Annotated in this window: 17 protein-coding genes; 9 read left to right on the plus strand and 8 right to left on the minus strand. The window is 71.8% G+C overall.

The window, feature by feature from the left end:
* Positions 1 to 6: 6 nt before the first annotated feature.
* Both AC3IX6_RS39300 and AC3IX6_RS39305 read right to left on the minus strand, forming a co-directional pair.
* Complete coding sequence (locus AC3IX6_RS39300; RefSeq protein ID WP_489371784.1) at positions 7 to 402, minus strand: hypothetical protein; 396 nt, start codon at positions 400 to 402, stop codon at positions 7 to 9.
* 39 nt (positions 403 to 441) lie between these two features.
* Complete coding sequence (locus AC3IX6_RS39305) at positions 442 to 756, minus strand: hypothetical protein (RefSeq protein ID WP_489371785.1); 315 nt, start codon at positions 754 to 756, stop codon at positions 442 to 444.
* Positions 757 to 856: 100 nt separating this feature from the next.
* On the opposite strand from AC3IX6_RS39305, the gene AC3IX6_RS39310 reads away from it, so the two are divergent.
* The 3 genes from AC3IX6_RS39310 (at position 857) to AC3IX6_RS39320 (ending at position 2,963) form a co-directional block, all read left to right on the plus strand.
* Complete coding sequence (locus AC3IX6_RS39310; protein WP_489371786.1) at positions 857 to 1,822, plus strand: hypothetical protein; 966 nt, start codon at positions 857 to 859, stop codon at positions 1,820 to 1,822.
* 200 nt (positions 1,823 to 2,022) lie between these two features.
* Complete coding sequence (locus AC3IX6_RS39315) at positions 2,023 to 2,640, plus strand: hypothetical protein (RefSeq protein WP_489371787.1); 618 nt, start codon at positions 2,023 to 2,025, stop codon at positions 2,638 to 2,640.
* A complete protein-coding gene (locus AC3IX6_RS39320; protein WP_489371788.1) occupies positions 2,637 to 2,963 on the plus strand; it encodes a hypothetical protein in 327 nt (108 codons plus the stop codon). The genes AC3IX6_RS39315 and AC3IX6_RS39320 overlap by 4 nt, the downstream gene beginning before the upstream one ends.
* A gap of 112 nt (positions 2,964 to 3,075) precedes the next feature.
* On the opposite strand, the gene AC3IX6_RS39325 is transcribed toward AC3IX6_RS39320, so the two are convergent.
* The 3 genes from AC3IX6_RS39325 to AC3IX6_RS39335 all read right to left on the minus strand — a co-directional run bounded on the left by AC3IX6_RS39325 (position 3,076) and on the right by AC3IX6_RS39335 (position 4,233).
* Positions 3,076 to 3,312, minus strand: a complete 237-nt coding sequence (locus tag AC3IX6_RS39325; protein ID WP_489371789.1) for a hypothetical protein — start codon at positions 3,310 to 3,312, stop codon at positions 3,076 to 3,078.
* The gene (locus AC3IX6_RS39330; RefSeq protein ID WP_489371790.1) at positions 3,309 to 3,530 is read right to left on the minus strand and encodes a hypothetical protein; all 222 of its coding nucleotides are present in this window, start codon (positions 3,528 to 3,530) and stop codon (positions 3,309 to 3,311) included. Before AC3IX6_RS39330 ends, AC3IX6_RS39325 begins: the two co-directional genes overlap by 4 nt.
* 151 nt (positions 3,531 to 3,681) lie before the next feature.
* The gene (locus AC3IX6_RS39335; RefSeq protein WP_489371791.1) at positions 3,682 to 4,233 is read right to left on the minus strand and encodes a DUF6431 domain-containing protein; all 552 of its coding nucleotides are present in this window, start codon (positions 4,231 to 4,233) and stop codon (positions 3,682 to 3,684) included.
* Between the two features lie 245 nt (positions 4,234 to 4,478).
* Between AC3IX6_RS39335 and AC3IX6_RS39340 the strand changes: the two genes are divergently transcribed.
* From AC3IX6_RS39340 to AC3IX6_RS39350, 3 genes are all read left to right on the plus strand, one after another.
* Complete coding sequence (locus tag AC3IX6_RS39340; protein ID WP_489371792.1) at positions 4,479 to 5,048, plus strand: hypothetical protein; 570 nt, start codon at positions 4,479 to 4,481, stop codon at positions 5,046 to 5,048.
* A 179-nt stretch (positions 5,049 to 5,227) separates the two neighbouring features.
* The gene (mobF, locus tag AC3IX6_RS39345) at positions 5,228 to 9,139 is read left to right on the plus strand and encodes a MobF family relaxase (protein WP_489371793.1); all 3,912 of its coding nucleotides are present in this window, start codon (positions 5,228 to 5,230) and stop codon (positions 9,137 to 9,139) included.
* A 643-nt stretch (positions 9,140 to 9,782) separates the two neighbouring features.
* On the plus strand, positions 9,783 to 10,415 hold the full coding sequence (locus tag AC3IX6_RS39350) for a DUF6000 family protein (protein ID WP_489371794.1): 633 nt from the start codon (positions 9,783 to 9,785) through the stop codon (positions 10,413 to 10,415).
* 61 nt (positions 10,416 to 10,476) lie between these two features.
* On the opposite strand, the gene AC3IX6_RS39355 is transcribed toward AC3IX6_RS39350, so the two are convergent.
* Positions 10,477 to 10,647 carry a hypothetical protein gene (locus tag AC3IX6_RS39355; protein ID WP_489371795.1) on the minus strand — a complete coding sequence of 57 codons (171 nt, stop codon included), beginning with the start codon at positions 10,645 to 10,647 and terminating at the stop codon, positions 10,477 to 10,479.
* Positions 10,648 to 10,960: 313 nt separating this feature from the next.
* Positions 10,961 to 11,677, minus strand: coding sequence for an LbetaH domain-containing protein (locus AC3IX6_RS39360; RefSeq protein ID WP_489371796.1), 717 nt, complete (start codon positions 11,675 to 11,677; stop codon positions 10,961 to 10,963).
* 86 nt (positions 11,678 to 11,763) lie between these two features.
* Between AC3IX6_RS39360 and AC3IX6_RS39365 the strand changes: the two genes are divergently transcribed.
* Complete coding sequence (locus tag AC3IX6_RS39365) at positions 11,764 to 12,645, plus strand: glycosyltransferase family 2 protein (RefSeq protein WP_489371835.1); 882 nt, start codon at positions 11,764 to 11,766, stop codon at positions 12,643 to 12,645.
* 26 nt (positions 12,646 to 12,671) lie between these two features.
* Here AC3IX6_RS39365 and AC3IX6_RS39370 read toward each other — a convergent pair whose 3' ends face one another.
* The gene (locus AC3IX6_RS39370) at positions 12,672 to 13,766 is read right to left on the minus strand and encodes an NAD-dependent epimerase/dehydratase family protein (protein ID WP_489371797.1); all 1,095 of its coding nucleotides are present in this window, start codon (positions 13,764 to 13,766) and stop codon (positions 12,672 to 12,674) included.
* A 142-nt stretch (positions 13,767 to 13,908) separates the two neighbouring features.
* On the opposite strand from AC3IX6_RS39370, the gene AC3IX6_RS39375 reads away from it, so the two are divergent.
* Entirely contained in the window at positions 13,909 to 14,862 is a 954-nt protein-coding gene (locus AC3IX6_RS39375; RefSeq protein WP_489371798.1) for an NsdA family TPR-like regulatory protein, read from the plus strand.
* 34 nt (positions 14,863 to 14,896) lie between these two features.
* Positions 14,897 to 15,793, plus strand: coding sequence for a glycosyltransferase family 2 protein (locus AC3IX6_RS39380; protein WP_489371799.1), 897 nt, complete (start codon positions 14,897 to 14,899; stop codon positions 15,791 to 15,793).
* Positions 15,794 to 15,807: the final 14 nt, after the last annotated feature.

The following is a 15,807-nucleotide window of genomic DNA, read 5'->3' on the forward strand; positions in this document are numbered from 1 at the left end:
CGGACATCATGAACCTGCATCGGCGGCCGTCCGTTCCATCCACTCCCGCACCTTCACTGCTTGCTCGATGCGGTTGATGATGTCCTCCTTGAACTCCGTGTCCAAGGTCTCCGGGATCTTGTCGAAGGTGTCGGGAAGGACGTCGAGGAGGCCCCAGATCTGTTCGCCGGTGCTGACGGTCAGCAGTTGCTGACACCTCCACTGCAGCGGCACCTCGGGACGGTGCGTGAGCCGCTGCACGAGCGTCGGGAACAGGTAGTGCGTCGCCTCTGCGGCGAGGTGCTCTCGTAGCCAATCGACCGGGAGCCGCTGGCTGAAGCCATGCATGGCGGCCGCCTGGGCCAGGTCCAGGAGGTGAGCGGTGTCGACGGCTCGGACGGTGCGGGGAAGGGTCGGGGTCATGCCGCGATGATGCCAAGAAGCCTCCGCGGGACCGAGCGGTCAGCCGGGCCGGGGTGCAATCCGGCGACGGGCAGACCCCCAGACTTCCTCGAACTCCTCGAAGGTGAGTGGGCCGGGGTCGTGGCCTTCCCATTCCGAGACGGGCAGCTCGGCGGTGATCCCGAACCTGTTGTCGTACTCGTTGAGGCGGCCTGCGTCGCGGGCCCCCTGCCACTCGGGGAGTGAGGCAGCTGCGATTGGGATCAGCTCAGGTCCTTTGAGTTCGACCTGCCGGATCACCCAGCCTTCGGCGTCGACCTCGAAGTAGAACCAGGTGTCTTCCTCGTCCCAGTAGCAACGCATCCAAGTGGTCACCAAACCAGGATGCCAGGCCAGATGCGTCGCGCTACTCCTCTCATGGCTGGGCGACGAACGGCACCCGTCGGGTGTCGGAGCTGGGCGTTAGCCTCGGCGCATGATTCGTCCGCAGCATCTGAAGGCTGTTACCCGCCACCGCGACGGGTGGATCCACGCCTACGTGATCGACTCCGGTGCTTTCGGGGTGCTGGACCCCGCCGCGGTGTTCGAGCCGCGGGCCGGCGACGAGGTCGTGGCGTCGGTGGTATGGCCTGATCTGGAGCGAGTCGTCTACACGACGTTGAACCGGGTCGTCTGCCTCACGCGCGTGGGTGACCTGGTGTGGGCGTCGGACTTCGAGCCGCACTCCGACGTGCTCCACGGCCACCGGCCTGGCTGTGCGCTGTCCCTGGACGGGCGGACTGTGTGGGTCTACCGGCCGGACGCGATGGCGCGGCGTGGGGGCGGAGACCAGTGGGTCGTGTACGACGCCGATAGCGGGGCCGTCCTCGCCCGCCGGGAGCTGGAGACGGGCGGACACGGCGCCGGCCACCACGTGCACCCCGTGGACGGCAGCATCTACCTCGACATCGGTGAGGGCCAGGACGGCTCGGTCATTCTCCGAGGTACGGCCGGGGCCGACGGCGAGGTGGAGTTCGTGACGTACCCGTGGTCGGATCGCTGCCTGATCGACCTGGCGCCGGGCGGGGAGCAGTTCATGACCGTCGACCACGGGCAGGCGGACGTCTCCTTCCACCGCCACCCCAGCGGGGACGTGCTCTTCACTCTCCCTGTCGAGGCCTTCGGGTACGACCCAGAGGAGACCTTCGTGGAATGGAGCGGCGGCTACCTGGCCGCGGACACGGCTGTGGTCACCCTTGGCAGTGAGACCGAGGACGGGGAGGAGTGGTTCCGCTACCACCTGATCGACGTGCGCACGGGCGCGATCAGTGGCGAGATGGCCGTCGAGGCGGCCCACCCTTACGACCTGGAGCCCATGGGTGACGGCTCCTGGCTCACCGACGGCCCCGTCCGCTGGTCCCGTGATTCGTTGCCGACCGCACCGCCGCACTCGGCAGGCTGACGGAGCCCGCAGGCCGTTGACGAGACGGGACGTGACGCGGTGGACGTGCTGCCAGCCCAGCCGCATCCGACCTCACGCTGGGTGGCGTCGAGGAGTCCGCAGTCGAGGTTTGTGGGTCACCGCGCCGGTTCCCGGCCGGTGGCGATGGCTTCGTCGTACGCGGCCAGCGTCCGGTAGAGGGTGGAGCGGCCGATGTCGAGGTGCCGGGCGATCGAGGTGACGGACGGCTCCGCGGCGTCCAGGTCGCCCTGTTCCTGCGCGGCTACCTCCTGCGCTGGCAGTACGAGACCCTCGGCAGCGCGCCCACCACCCGCCTGCTCAGCCAGCTCACCGAACGCCTCTGTCACAAGATCCGCACCGTCGCCTCGCCCGAAGCGGCCGCCGCGACAGCCCTGTCCATCCACCTCTCCCACGGACCCACGGGCTTCGGGCTGATCACCTGCGGCAACACCGCCCCCGACGGCAGCAGCGTCCACGTGCCCGTCACCGGCAGCCCGTACGAGCCGGAGGAGAGGCGCTACCTGCGCGTCCCGTGGCGGTGGAAGCTCCACCACCACACCTCGCACGAGCTCAACGCCCTCCAGGTCCTCCACCTCGAATCCGACGACCCGGTGCCCCTGCCCGCGCACGCCGCCCCGCTCGTCGCCGCCCACCTCGCCTACCGCCGAAGCCAGGGCGCCACCGACACCGACCCCTTCCATCGCTCCCACTGCCGCCACGGCGACGAGACCGCACACGACGCCGCGGCCGCCGGGTGGATGCACTACCGGGGCCTGGACCTCATCGCCCTCGGCGACGACGTGCGAGAGCGCCTGTGACCGCGCACTACTCCAGCCGCCCCATCCGCCGCGAGGGCCCGCAGCGGCGCCGCGACTCCGTGCAGAAGTCCTACGTCATCAAGCGGCGGCTCCTGGCCGCCGGTATGACCGGCTGGCAGCTCGCCGACCTTCTCGGCGTCCACGAGCACCAGATCGACCTCGAAGAACTCCCCGACCTGCCCGTCCGGGTCCTGCTCGAACTCGCCCGCCGCCTCGACATGCACCCCGCCGACCTGATGCCCGGCTCCGACGAACTCTTCGAGCTGCCCCGCCAACGCCAGGTCAGCGACCGCCGCCCGGCTGTTGTCGGACGCTCAGAATGAGCACGGCGGCGACATTCGGGATGCGCATGATGTCGGAGGTTCCGTTCGCTCTCCGGGGTGAGGGTTCGTCTTCACGCTGTCGGCTTCGTGTGCACACTGTCGAGGCCCTCGTTCAGCGGCGACGACGGACCAGCCGCAGCACCACGCCCGCGGCGAAGAACAGCGCGCCGAAGCCGAGGAGCGCGAACCCGAACCCGTCGACAAGGTCGAGGAGCAACCACGGTTCCGCTGACCGGGTCAGCCACGCCACCAGGATCAGCACCCCGCCCAGGCCGAGGAGGACCAGGCCCCGGGCGTACCAGGTCTGCGGGTCGCCGTTGTCGACTGGCACCCGCTCGCGGCCCGTCACCGCGACCACCACAGCCGCACGGCATACATGGCCGCCATGCCGAGCTGTACGACCGCGGCGACCGCCACGATCGCCGGCACCAGCACGCCCGGTATGTCGAGCGGCTCCGGCACCACCAGCAGCCAGAACACCAGCACCCCGCACCACACCACCCCGACGACGCCGGAGATCCACAGCCCCGCTTTCGGCTGCATCGGTTTTGTCACCGTCATGATCATTTCCCCCGCTCCTTTCCGCCAGGGTAGGAGCGCGAGCTCCCCGGCGGCATCCCCCTTTCCGGCCGGGCCAAGACTCGGAGCAGGTCAAAAGCGCTTCCGGCGGGGCACTCGCTTCGGAGATGCACCAAGATCAACCCGGCCGACGGGCTACTCATCGGTGCGTGAGGAGCCGGCCGTCGGTCAGCAGGGTGACGACGCCCCAGGGGTCGATGGACGACCAGGCCGACAGCCGGCCCCGCGCGACGCGTGCGGCTTCGCCCAGGGCGTCGAGTGCTTCGGCAAGCCTGCTGGTGCGCGGCTGGAGCGGCCCGGCGTCCGGGTCGAGTCGGCAGGCGTAGACGGTGGCCTGACGGCGCCAGGACGCGGCGAGCGCGGCCGCGCGACGGAACCAGCCGCGGACCGTGCTGGCGGGCAGCTGGAGGCGCTGGGCGATCTGTCGGTGGCCGTGTCCGCCGACGTGGTCCAGCAGGGCCAGGGCGACGGTGTGGACGCTGTCCGCGCGTCGGAGCAGGCAGTACGGCGGCAGCAGTACGTGGGTGGTGAGGCATGAGCGGCAGCGGGCCCGCCTCGGCCGCAGTCGCCGGACCTGGCCATCCGGCAGGCGGATCACGCGCACCCGGGCATAGCCCCACGGACGCAGAGGCGCCTCGCAGGCCGGACACGACGGCAGCACGGTCTCCTCGGACTCGGGTACGACGATCACGAGCTGTTGCCTCCCACATCCCACCAGCGTCACCAGCGCCCCGCCCCGGCACCAGGGGCGGTTCGTGTTGCACGCTGCCCACGGAGTCGATCACCCAGTCGTGCCATGGCGCACAGCTCACCCGAACGGCGAGGAGCGACAGGACGTCCACGAAGAGCAGTACCGACGCCAAGAGCAGCATGGGAAGGGCCAGCCGATGTTCACCGTGTCGTCGCGCATGTACGTCAACCGGACGCCCTTCGCCCGTGACCACTCTGAGCGTCGCGAACCCCACCTACGTGCTCACACAACGAGTCGCTCAACACCCGGCCGGCGCGGACCGTGACGCGCTCACCGTCCTCACCGCGCTCGCGCACGCGGACGGCTCCCTCACCGCCGAGGCCCTTGTGGCTGCCCTGTCCTGGACCCGCCACCGGACCGACACCGCCCTCGACCACGCCCGTACCCACCCCGACGCCGGCGGCGTGCTCATCCTGCGTCAGGTCCCGCCCGATGCGTACACCGTCACCCCGCGCCTCGACGTCCTCGACTCGTACCAGGTCGACGCCCTCACCGGGCGGAAGAAGCCCCACGCCTCCGTACGCGGTCCGATTCAGCCCGCCGAGGCGGAGGTCCTCCTCCGCGTCTGGGGCGACGGCGGCATCGACCCCCACGACGCCGCGCAGCGCCAAGCCCTGGAAGACCTCGCCGCCGCCGAGATGGTCCTCCCCGGCGGTATCGTCGACCGCTTCCACGACAACGTGCTCTACAGCCTTCTGGGACTCCCTGCGTCATCGATGCCTACTGACACGGACTCTGCGTTCCCACTGTCATAACCCTGCGCATCCCACTGACATCAACCCTGCGCACGACAGTCCGACCGTCCCGACTTTTGTCCGCGGACAAAAGTCGGGACGGCTGCGGATAGCCATGGAAGGTCAGTTAGCACTCCAGGTATCTTTTGATACACGATCATGGATCGCTAAGAGCCGACATCGGATGAGGGGGTGGACGGGTGGGGTACGCGACTCCCATCTACGCTCCCGAGCAGGTCGAGTACCGGCTGAGCGAGGACTGCGGGTGTGACCGGGCCGAGGATGCTCAGGTCGAGTACCGGCTCTCCGGGGAGAGCACCCTGCGGTGGATCGGCGGCGGTCTGGTCGAGCTGGATCTGGTTGCGGGTGAGCGGGTCGATCCGGACGCCGCTCGCGCGCTGATGGATGGTCGGGACTGGCGTACCGGCGAGCAGTTGGTCGCGCGGAAGCAGGTCCTCGATCCCCGGGGGAAGGTGGCTGCCCGCGTCCTCGTCGATGCCGTCGCCGAGGCGGCCGCCGGGGCGGGGACGACGGTTGCCGAGGTGCTGGGCAGGCCCGCGCTGGCGAAGAGGTTCGCCCGGGCCGAGCGCGGCATCCTGCGCGACGGCGAGAGCCACCTGCTGCCGCTGGCCGACGCCGAGCGCCTGGCCGACGCGGCCCGGCTGGAGCTGGACGAGCTGTACGGCGCGGACACGGTGGCCGAGGCGCGGACGTGGATGCGGCACAAGGTCGATGTCGGCCTGCGTGGTGTGGACATCACCCTCGACCTCCCCAAGAGCATCTCCGCCGCCTACGGGCTGGCCGGTGCCGAGCTCGCCGGGCGGATCGAGGCGGACTGGCTGGCGAGCGTCGGCGAGGCCGTGGCTGCGCTGGAGCAGTGGGCGGCGTACGGGATGGCCGGCCACCACGGGGACGGCAAGCAGGCCGAGCGGGTGGCCACGTCCGGGCTGATCGGCTGGACGACGCTGCACCGGTCCGCGCGCCCGGTCGACGGCTCGCCCGGTGACCCGCACCTGCACGTCCACGTGAACATCGCGCACATGGCGAAGTGCGCGGACGGCAAGTGGCGCACCATCGCGGGCGGCGGCGAGGACCTCCACCGCTACGCCCATCTGGTCAACGAGATCGCCGAGGGACGGCTCCGAGCCCGTCTCGCGGAAGCCCACGGGGCCCGGTTCGAGCGCTCCGCGACGACCGGGGCGTGGGAGCTCGCGGGCGTGGACGAGGGCCTTCGGGACGTGTTTTCCCGCCGTCACCATCAGGTCATCGACCTGGTGGGCGAGGGTGCCTCACGGGAGCAGCAGAAGACCGCCGCCCGTAAGAGCGCGGAGGCCAAGGAGGACGCCGGGCCGGAGGCGCCGAAGGAGGCCTGGCGGACCCGGGCGGCCACCGTGCTCGGCAGCGGAGCTGCCGTGGACGCGATGGTTGCGGCGGCGCTGCCCGGGCCGGACGGCTCGGCGCCGCCGCTGTCCGCCGGCGGCGGGCCGCGGATACCGGGCCCCGCCGAGATCGCCGCCCGGATCTGGGACGCCGAGCACGGGCTCACGGCCTCCCGGAAGACCGTCTCCCACACACACGTGATGGCCGCCGTCGCCAAGACGCTGCCCCACCTGCTGTCAGTGGAGCAGCTGACCGCGCTGACGGACGAGGTCCTCGTGGTGGGCGGCCACGCGGTCCGCCTGGCTGACTCCAACCGCGGTCACCACACCCACCGCCAGCGCTACACGCACACCACCGTCGTGGCCGCCGAGCAGACCGTCATCGAGTGCGCCACGGCAGGACTGCGCCGGCACCTGGCCGAGGTGACGGCCGAGGCCGCCGAGATGACCCTCGCCACCGTCGAGGCCGCCAACTCCACCGCCGAGCGCGCCCTCGTCTTCAGCGCCGAGCAGCGCGCCGTGGTGACGCGGCTGCTGACGGCCGGTCATGCCGTCGATGCCATCATCGGCGTGGCCGGCGCGGGCAAGACCACCCTCATGCAGGCGGCCCGGGCCGGCTGGGAGGCCGCCGGACTGCGCGTCGTGGGCGCCTCCACCGCCGCGGTCGCCGCCGCGAACCTGGCCGCGGAGGCTGGCATCGAGTCGCAGACCATTGCGGCGTGGACCCGCGAGGTCAGCGGGGGCCGAGGCCTGCACGGGGTCGGCGTACTCGTCATCGACGAGGCCGCGATGGTCGACGACCGCGCGCTCGCCGCCCTCCTGCGGCACGCGGCCGATACCGGAACCAAGGTCGTCGCGGTCGGCGACCCGCTCCAGCTGCGCGCCGTCGGCATCGGCGGCGGCTTCGCCCGGATCCACCAGCTCGTCGGCGGCCTGGAACTCACCGAGAACCGCCGCCAGCGTGACGTCGTGGAGCGGGCCGCGCTGCTGGACTGGCGCTCGGGCGCCCGTACCAGCGCCCTCGCCGCCTTCGCCGCGCACGGACGCGTCCACGCCGAGGACACCGCCACCGAGGCCCTGACCGCGATGCTCGGCGCCTGGAACGAAGCCCGGGCGCGGTGGGCCGGCGACCCGCACGCCCAGCTCACCGACCTCCTGCTGCTCGCCGCACGCCGTACGGACGTCGCCGCCCTCAACGCCGGCGCCCGCGCCGTGCTCGTGGCGTGCGGCGAGCTGGAGCAGGGCCGTACGTACGCGGTCGCGGGCGGCGGCGACCGCATCGCCTTCGCGGCCGGGGACCTGGTCCACATCCGCCGCAACGACTACCGCAGCCGCCGGGACGAGTCCGCGGTCGACGTCCTCAACGGCTTCCGCGGAACCGTCCTCGCGGTGGACGGGAAGAAGGGAGTCCTCGTCCAGTGGCGCCGCCCGCGGCCGGTGGGCGGGTTCGTGCTGAACGAGGCCTGGATGTCCGCCCGTGACATCGCGGAGGGCCGCCTCACCCACGCCTACGCCATGACGATCGGCTCCGCCCAGGGACTCACGGCCGACGTCACCATCGCCTACGGCCTGCACGCCGACTCCCACAGCCTCTACCCGGCCATGTCCCGGGCCCGCCGGGAAAGCCACCTCTACCTCCCGCTCGACGAGCTGGAGGACCACCCCACCCGCGCCGCCCTCGGCCCGGCCCGCACCGATGCCGACCGCCTGGACCGCGCCGTCGCCGCCTACGGCCGCATCCTGCAAGCCGACACCGAAGACACGATGGTCACCGACGAGCTCACCCGCCTCCCCGCGTCCCGGACGGTGGTCCGGCAGGAGCCGGCCTACACGCCGTGGCAGCAGCGCCCGTACGGACACTTGCCCGCGCAGCATCTGCCCGCCCGGGCATCGGAGGAGTCCGCCGCCGGCGCGCGGGCCGAGGAACTGGCCGCCGAGCACGAGCGCCGGGCCGCCGTGCAGCAGGACCGGCTGAACGTCCCCGTCACCCCGGCAGGGGCGTTCGCCGCCGAGTCGTACGAGGTCCTCGCCCGGGCCGCTGCCTGGACGCACCGGGCGCGCGAGGAGTCGGCGCGCCACGCGGCGGCCCAGCGCCACGCGGAGTCGATCCGTCAGATCCTGGAACGGGTCGAGCAGTCCGCGACGAAGGGCCGGATCGCCCTCCTGCTGGCCGGCAGCAGCCGGAAGGATGCCCAGGCGCTCACCACCCAGTACGAGCAGCAGCACGCGGCCGCGATCGACGAGGCGCGGCGAGCGTCCCGCACCTCCGCCGAGGCACTGCGCGGAGGCTGGGACGCCCTCACTGAGTACCCGCACATCTCCCTGCTCGCGCCGGGCGGAACCCTGCTCCCGCCCGCGGACGTCCAATCCATGGAGGCAACGCTGGAGACGCTGCGGCAGCGCGTCCCCCTACTGGCCGCTCGCCTCGACGCCCGCGTCTCCGAGGACGCTCAGCAGCTCCGGGCCAGTGCCGCGGCCCAGAACACGGCGGCCGCGCGGCACCGCGCGAACGTGGTCGCCCTGCAGCAGGAGAACGCCCTGCGCGAGGAGATGCGCGCTGCGGCGCCGGTCGGTCACGCCCGCGAGTCCGGCGAACGCGCCGCGGCCCTTGGACAGCTGCAGGGACGGGCAGCCGTATCGCCGCCGTCTGTACGAGCCCCTTACCCGGCGCAGCCGGTGGTGCCTGGGCCGGGGAGCGGGATGCACCGAGGGAGCCCGTCGCCGAGTGCGTAGCCGTGACCACGCGCCCAGCGCCTCCTGCACGATGGTCTTCTGCATCAGGGCCGTGAAGCCCGCCACGACCGGACCGACCAGAAGGGCAGCGCGTGACCCTCATGGGCCGGTGGCTGAGCTGCTTTCAGACAGCGGCGGGCTTTAAGTCCGATTTCGGGCGAGATCTGGGATATGCCGGATATTGCGAAAGTGCTGCAGAACCTGCTGCCGCCGACCTAGAGTCGCAGGTCAGCGAGTCTGCTCCCCGCGCACGCGGGGATGACCCCACCGCCGGGTCGAAGGCGCTGCGCACCAGGCGCTGCTCCCCGCGCACGCGGGGATGACCCCCAGGCCAACGGGGATGGGAACCCGCGCTTCTACTGCTCCCCGCGCACGCGGGGATGACCCCAACGACGTGCCCTACGACCGCCGGAAGTCCATCTGCTCCCCGCGCACGCGGGTATGACCCCGGGTCGTAGTCCGCGGACGTCCCGTCGAACCGCTGCTCCCCGCGCACGCGGGGATGCCCCGACGCCGTGAGCCCAGCGGCCGTTTTCGGCCTGCTCCGCGCGTATGCGGGGATCACCCCCACACCCCGCCGAGGGTGAAGCCAAGATGGAAGCTCTGTTCCAGTGGCCTGCACCCGCAGCCGGAAGGTGACCCCATGCCGTCCCAGCGCCCCGAGGAAATCGGCTACGGCCACGTGATCGAGCGTTACGTGACGAGGAAGGACTCGGAACGCCCGCGCTACCTCGATCTGGGCAGCGGTCGCGTCCTGCGGCCGGGGTGGCCGCACGCCGAACGCTTCGCCCGCCACCTGATCGAGGACGCGGCCACGATCACCGACGCCGAGCTGGAGGCGCTGCTCGCCTACGAATGGCGCTCGCGCCTCACCGCCGCCTGGCTGATCGGAGTGGGCCGGCGCACCTCGTTCCGCGAGCGCCTCGGCGATCTGCTCCTGGCCAGCGAGGTCTGCTACTCCGGCGGCGGCTACTGCTTCGCCCTGGCCCGCCTGGGCACCCCCGCCGACGCCGAGATCCTGACGGCCTACCTTGACCGCTACCTCCCCCGTACCGACCTCCGCTACGACCAGCCCGCTGCCCTCGGTGCCCTTCTCCGCCTCGACGCCCACCTCGGCACCCACCACGCCAACCGCTTCACCCAGCCCGGCGGCCTCTGGGACCGCTGGGTCAATGCCCTGATACACCTCCAGGACCAACCCGCCTACACGCCCGAAGAGCAGCGCCGCTGGACCGACCTCCACTGCGACTTCGCCAACGGCTGGTCCTGCCCGTAAAACGCCGGGGGCCCGTCCCGAGGTCCGGCCCTCAGCCTGCTCGACGAGGACGGCCCGTGGTTCACGGCTGTCTCCCTCCCGCCCAAGGGCCCTCAACAGGGCGCTCGCCGCGGTTGAGCCGATCGGTCCTGACGAGGGCGATGCCGGCTCCGAGGACTTTGTGGCCGATGGCGGCCATCGCCGTCGCGCCGGGGACTCCCAGGTGGCCGCAGCCGATGACGGATACGCGCACGGTGGCGGGCTCCTTCCTGTCGGCCGCCGGAGCGAAGAGGAGCTGAGGGGATGGGGTGGGGTCTCCACGCGGCCTCGCGGGCTGCCGGATATGCCGGTTTCGGTGAAAGTGCTTCAGAACCCCTTCCTCGCTCCCTAAAGTGGCAGCTCAGCTAGCCTGCTCCCCGCGCACGCGGGGATGGCCCCGGGCTGCCCGCCACGTCGGCAGCCGCCTACATCTGCTCCCCGGGCACGCGGGGATGACCCCTCCCATCCCTCCGACCCCTCTCCTAGGTCTTCCTGCAGCCCGCGCACGCGGGGATGAGGCTTCCGCGTCATTCGGAATCGTCCCCGCCCGCGAAAGTGCGGCGGCGCCGGCGGACGCTGGTCTCTGTGGTGTGCGGTGCGGTGACCACGCACTCCTGCGGGACGGTTCGGATGGCCAGGGTGACGCCGCTGGTGATCTGGCAGCGGCGGCCGATGGCGACGCCGGGGCCGAGGCTGATGTTGTTGCCGGTCTGGGTGCCGTCGCCGATGACGGCGCCGAACCGGGGCGTGCCGCAGCGGTAGAGGCCGGTCGGGGTGCGGATGATCACTTCTCGGTCGGGCCTGCGCATGTCCGTGGTCATGTTGATCGCGGCCACGGTGACGCCGGCCGACAGGTGGGACCGGGCGCCGAGGATCGTCCGGTTGACGCTGATGCGGTGTCCGAGGACGGCGCCTTCGCCGACGAACGTGGCGGTGACTTCGCAGTTGAAGCCGATCTGGGCGCCTGCGCACAGGACGCTGCCCTTCCTCACGGTGGTGAACTCGTGGACCTTGACGTCCGGCCCGATGATCACGTCGTCCCCGATGATCGCCGTTGGGTGGATGAACGCGGAGGGGTGGATGCGCTGCTCCTCACCCAGCGCGACGAGGGATTCGTGCTGGAGGCTTTGCCACTGGGCCAGGAAGTCGGCCAGTTCGAACTTCTCCAGGCCGCCGTACGCGGTCGTGGCGAGGGCTCCCTCGGTGGGGGCGGCGACGTAGTCGCCGAGGGTGATCCGTTCCATGGTGATGGGCCTCTCGTCTGGTCCGGGCCCGGGGTTCGGCGGGGGTACGCTCGCCGTTCACCTTGATCCGGACGGAAGTGGTGGTGATGGCCGTGGCCCGGCCGCGTGTGGGTGTCGCCGTGCTGACCAGGGGCGACCGGATGCCCGAACTGCTGGCCCTGCTGGCCGCAGTGGCCAAGCAGGACGAGCCGGCGGCCCGGGTCGTGGTGGTCGGGAACGGGGCGCCCCTGACGGGCCTGCCCGAGGGCGTGACGGTGGTGGAGCTCGAGGAGAACCTGGGGGTCTCCGGCGGCCGGAACGTGGCCTGGGACAGGCTGCGGGAGTTCGGGGACGTCGACGTCCTGGTGGACCTGGACGACGACGGACTGCTGACCGAGGCGGACGTGTTCCGGCGGATCGCCGACCTGTACGAGGCGGACGGCCGGCTGGGCATCGTCTCGTTCCGGATCGCGGACGAGACCGGTGAAACGCAGCGGCGGCACGTGCCCCGCCTGGGGTCGGGTGACCCGATGCGGGGCGGCCTGGTGACGACCTTCCTGGGCGGTGGACACGCCCTGTCGATGCCGATGCTGGAGGAGACCGGGGGCTGGCCGGAGGCCTTCTTCTTCACGCACGAGGAGACGGACCTGGCCTGGCGGGCGCTCGACCGCGGGTGGGACGTCCTGTACGAGCCGCAGTTGCTGCTCCAGCACCCGAAGACATCCCCGGCCCGGCACGCCGTCTACTACCGGATGACCGCCCGGAACCGGGTCTGGCTGGCGAAGCGGCGCCTGCCCGCCCCGCTGGTACCGGTCTACCTCGGCGTGTGGGTGACGCTGACCGTGGCCCGCACCCGCTCCGCGGCGGGGCTGCGGGCCTGGTTCGGCGGGTTCGCCGAGGGCGTCCGGACGTCCGGCGGCCCCCGGCGTCCGATGCGCTGGCGGACGGTCTGGCGGATGACCCGGCTGGGCCGTCCCCCGGTCATCTAGGCCTGGGGCCCGGGACCTCGTCGCCGCTAAGCCGTGGCGGGCTCCCTCCGGAGCCAGTCCGGGGCGGCGGCCGGGGTGGCCTGGAGCCACTTCACGTAGCGGGCCACCCCCTCGGCCACGGTGATCGCGGGCTTCCAGCCCAGGACGTTCTCCATCCGGCTGGTGGCCGCGTACCCGCCGAGCGGGTCGCCGGCCGGGAGCGGGGTCTCCATGAGCGGGATGTCCGGGTAGTGGGCCCGGACCAGCTGGGCGACCTTCCTGACGCTGGTGGGGACGCCGGTGCCGATGTTCACGGTCTCGGTGTGCGCACGGGGGCTGATCAGGGCCCTCAGCGTGCCCTCGGCGATGTCGTCGACGTGGACCATGTCCCGCACCTGCCGGCCGCCCCCGTTGAGGTGGAGCGGGAGACCGAGGTGGGCCCGCGCGGCGAACCAGGCCACCACCCATGAGTGGGAGCGGGGTTTGACGGTCTGCGGTTCGCCGTAGACGGAGAAGTACCGGACGATCGCGTACGAGGCGCCGACCTGGCCCAGGACGAGTGCGGTCTGCTCCTCACCCCACGCCTTCGTGTTCCCGTAGACCGACTTCGGGCGCATGCGGGTGAACTCGTCGAACCGGGGCGGGATGCGCCCGTGGACCGATTCGAGCAGCTGGCGCATGGTCAGCAGGTCCGGGCTGTCGGTCTCCTCGGGGTTGCCGTCGCCGTAGACGCTGGCGGAGGAGACGAACACCATCCGGCGGACGCGGTCGGTCGCGGCGACGGCGTCCAGGACGTTCTGGGTGCCGGCCACGTTGGTGTCGATGGCGGCCAGCGGTTCGCGAGTGCAGGCGGCGACGTCCGCCAGGGCGGCGGCGTGGATCACGTAGTGCGACTCCGCGACGAGCTTGCGCACCAGCGCGGTGTCCCGGACGTCCCCCAGGACCACGTCCGGGTCCCCGGCCCGGACGCCGAACAGGTCGGCGTACACGGACGCGGGGTAGGCGTTCATGGTGCACAGAGCGATCGGGTGGGCGCCGAGGTCCCGCAGCCGGGCGGTGATGCGGGAGCCGATGAGTCCGGCGCCGCCGGTCACCAGGACGGTGGCGCCGGCCAGGGCGCCGAGGTCTGAGCGGTGGTGCACGATGCCTCCAGAAACGGGGTTCGGGTGGAACGTGATAGGCGGCCGGCCTTGCAATCAGTGAAGCGGGCGTCACTGTGCGCCGGTACGGTGAGCGGTGCGGCAGCCTGTTCAATCTGTTCAAGATCGGGTCAGGGAGTGCGAGTTGACGGAGGGTCGGAGTCCGAACACCGCGCTGGCGGACGCCATCGCCGAGGCCGGGTGCACGTACGAGTCCCTGGCCAGGGAGATCCCTACCGTCGCCGCCGAGGCCGGGGAGGAACTGCACACCTCCCGCTCGGCCGTCCACTCCTGGGTCGCGGGCGGTACTCCGAGCGGCCGGACCCGCTCGTACCTCGCCGAGGCCCTCACCAGAAGGATGAAGCGGAAGGTCACGCTCACCGAGATCGCGGCCACGCTGGCTTGCCTGGTCGGCTGGAAGCACCACGACCTCGGCCGCGAGGGCGCCGCGCAGCGCTACTACCTGCTCGGCTTCCAACTGGCCTGCGAGAGCGACCCCCACGGGCACGCCGCGTGGATGATGCGGGCCCTGACCCACCAGGCACTCGACCTCGGGCACCCGGGTTCCTGCGTCGGCCTGGCGGAGGAAGCACTGCGCCGAGCCTCCGGCAAGGTCGACAGGCGGACCGAGGCACTGCTCCTCGTGACGTGCGCAAGGGCGTACGGGGCCTGCGGACAGGGCGGGAAGGCGGCGGCCGCCCTGCTGTCGGCCGAGGACGTGATGCTGGCCGGGGACGGTCGTCAGGACCAGGTGCCCTCGTACGCCGCGGCCTCCGGGCCGGTCGCGGCCACCGTCGCCTCCCACACCGGCAAGACCCTGACCGGGATGAAGGACCACCGGGCGGCCGAGAAGCACTACCGCGCGGCGCTGCGGGACCGGGTGCCGGGCACCTACCAGCGCGTGCACGGCCTCACCATGGTCAACCTCGGCAAGTCGGTCGCCGCCCAGCACCGGCACGAGGAGGCCGTGGCGCTGTGGAGCCGCTCCCTCGACTTCATGGACGGCGTGACCTCGGACCGGAACCGGAAGGAATCAGGTCGATCCAGTCCGCGGCGGCCGGCTACCGAAGGCGGCGGGTCCCCGGAGCCGACGCCCTGAACCAGCGCGCCACCGACCTGCTGCGGGCCCAGGCATGAGCGGCCGCCACCGTACGGACGACGTACCCGCGGTCGGCGTCGTCATCCTCACCATGGGAGACCGGGAGAAGGAACTCCGGGCCCTCCTCGCCTCGGTGGCCGCCCAGGAAGGAGCCCCCGCGACGGTCGTCGTACTCGCCCAGGGAGTGGAGCTCCCCGGCCTCCCGGAGGGGATCGCGGCCGTGGAACTGCCCGAGAACCTGGGCATCCCGGGCGGCAGGAACGCCGGGGTGCGGTGGCTGCGCGAACACGGCGGCGCCGACATCGTCCTGGTCCTGGACGACGACGGCCTGCTGCCCCGGACAGACACCCTGCGACTGGTCCGGGAGGCCTTCACGGCGAACCCCCGCCTCGGGATCGCGGGCTTCCGCATCGCGGACGAGGAAGGGAACTCCCAGCGCCGGCACGTACCCCGCCTCGGCGGCGCGGAGCCGCTGGTCTCCGGGCCGGTCACGACCTTCCTGGGCGGCGCGCACGCCATCCGGATGCGGGTCATCGACCAGGTCGGGGATTTCCCCGCGCAGTTCTTCTACGCCCACGAGGAAACAGACTTCGCCTGGCGTGCGCTCGACGCCGGCTGGGACATCGACTACCGGGCCGACCTGGTACTGACCCACCCCCGCACCGCGGCATCCCGCCACGCGGTCTACTACCGCAACACAGGCCGCAACCGCGTCTGGCTGGCGAAGCGCCACCTGCCCGCCGTGCTGGTCCCGCTCTACCTCGCCTCGTGGGCGGCGTACACCTTGGCCCAGCGGCCCCCGGCGGCGGGGCTGAAGTCGTGGTGGGCCGGCTTCTTCGAAGGGGTACGCACAGCGTGTCCGCCACGCCGTCCCATGCGGTGGCGGACGGTCTGGCGCATGACCCGGCTGGGGCGCCCGCCGGTGATCTGAGCTGTCGTGGTGGG

The sequence above is a fragment of the Streptomyces sp. GL_141 genome, from assembly GCF_057834385.1.

Excerpts from the sequence above, each read along its gene's own strand:
- AC3IX6_RS39330 (WP_489371790.1), bottom strand. The coding sequence starts at position 3,530 with ATGATCATGACGGTGACAAAACCGATGCAGCCGAAAGCGGGGCTGTGG.
- AC3IX6_RS39300 (WP_489371784.1), bottom strand. The coding sequence starts at position 402 with ATGACCCCGACCCTTCCCCGCACCGTCCGAGCCGTCGACACCGCTCAC.
- AC3IX6_RS39380 (WP_489371799.1), top strand. The coding sequence starts at position 14,897 with ATGAGCGGCCGCCACCGTACGGACGACGTACCCGCGGTCGGCGTCGTC.
- AC3IX6_RS39360 (WP_489371796.1), bottom strand. The coding sequence starts at position 11,677 with ATGGAACGGATCACCCTCGGCGACTACGTCGCCGCCCCCACCGAGGGA.
- AC3IX6_RS39365 (WP_489371835.1), top strand. The coding sequence starts at position 11,764 with ATGGCCGTGGCCCGGCCGCGTGTGGGTGTCGCCGTGCTGACCAGGGGC.
- AC3IX6_RS39350 (WP_489371794.1), top strand. The coding sequence starts at position 9,783 with ATGCCGTCCCAGCGCCCCGAGGAAATCGGCTACGGCCACGTGATCGAG.
- AC3IX6_RS39310 (WP_489371786.1), top strand. The coding sequence starts at position 857 with ATGATTCGTCCGCAGCATCTGAAGGCTGTTACCCGCCACCGCGACGGG.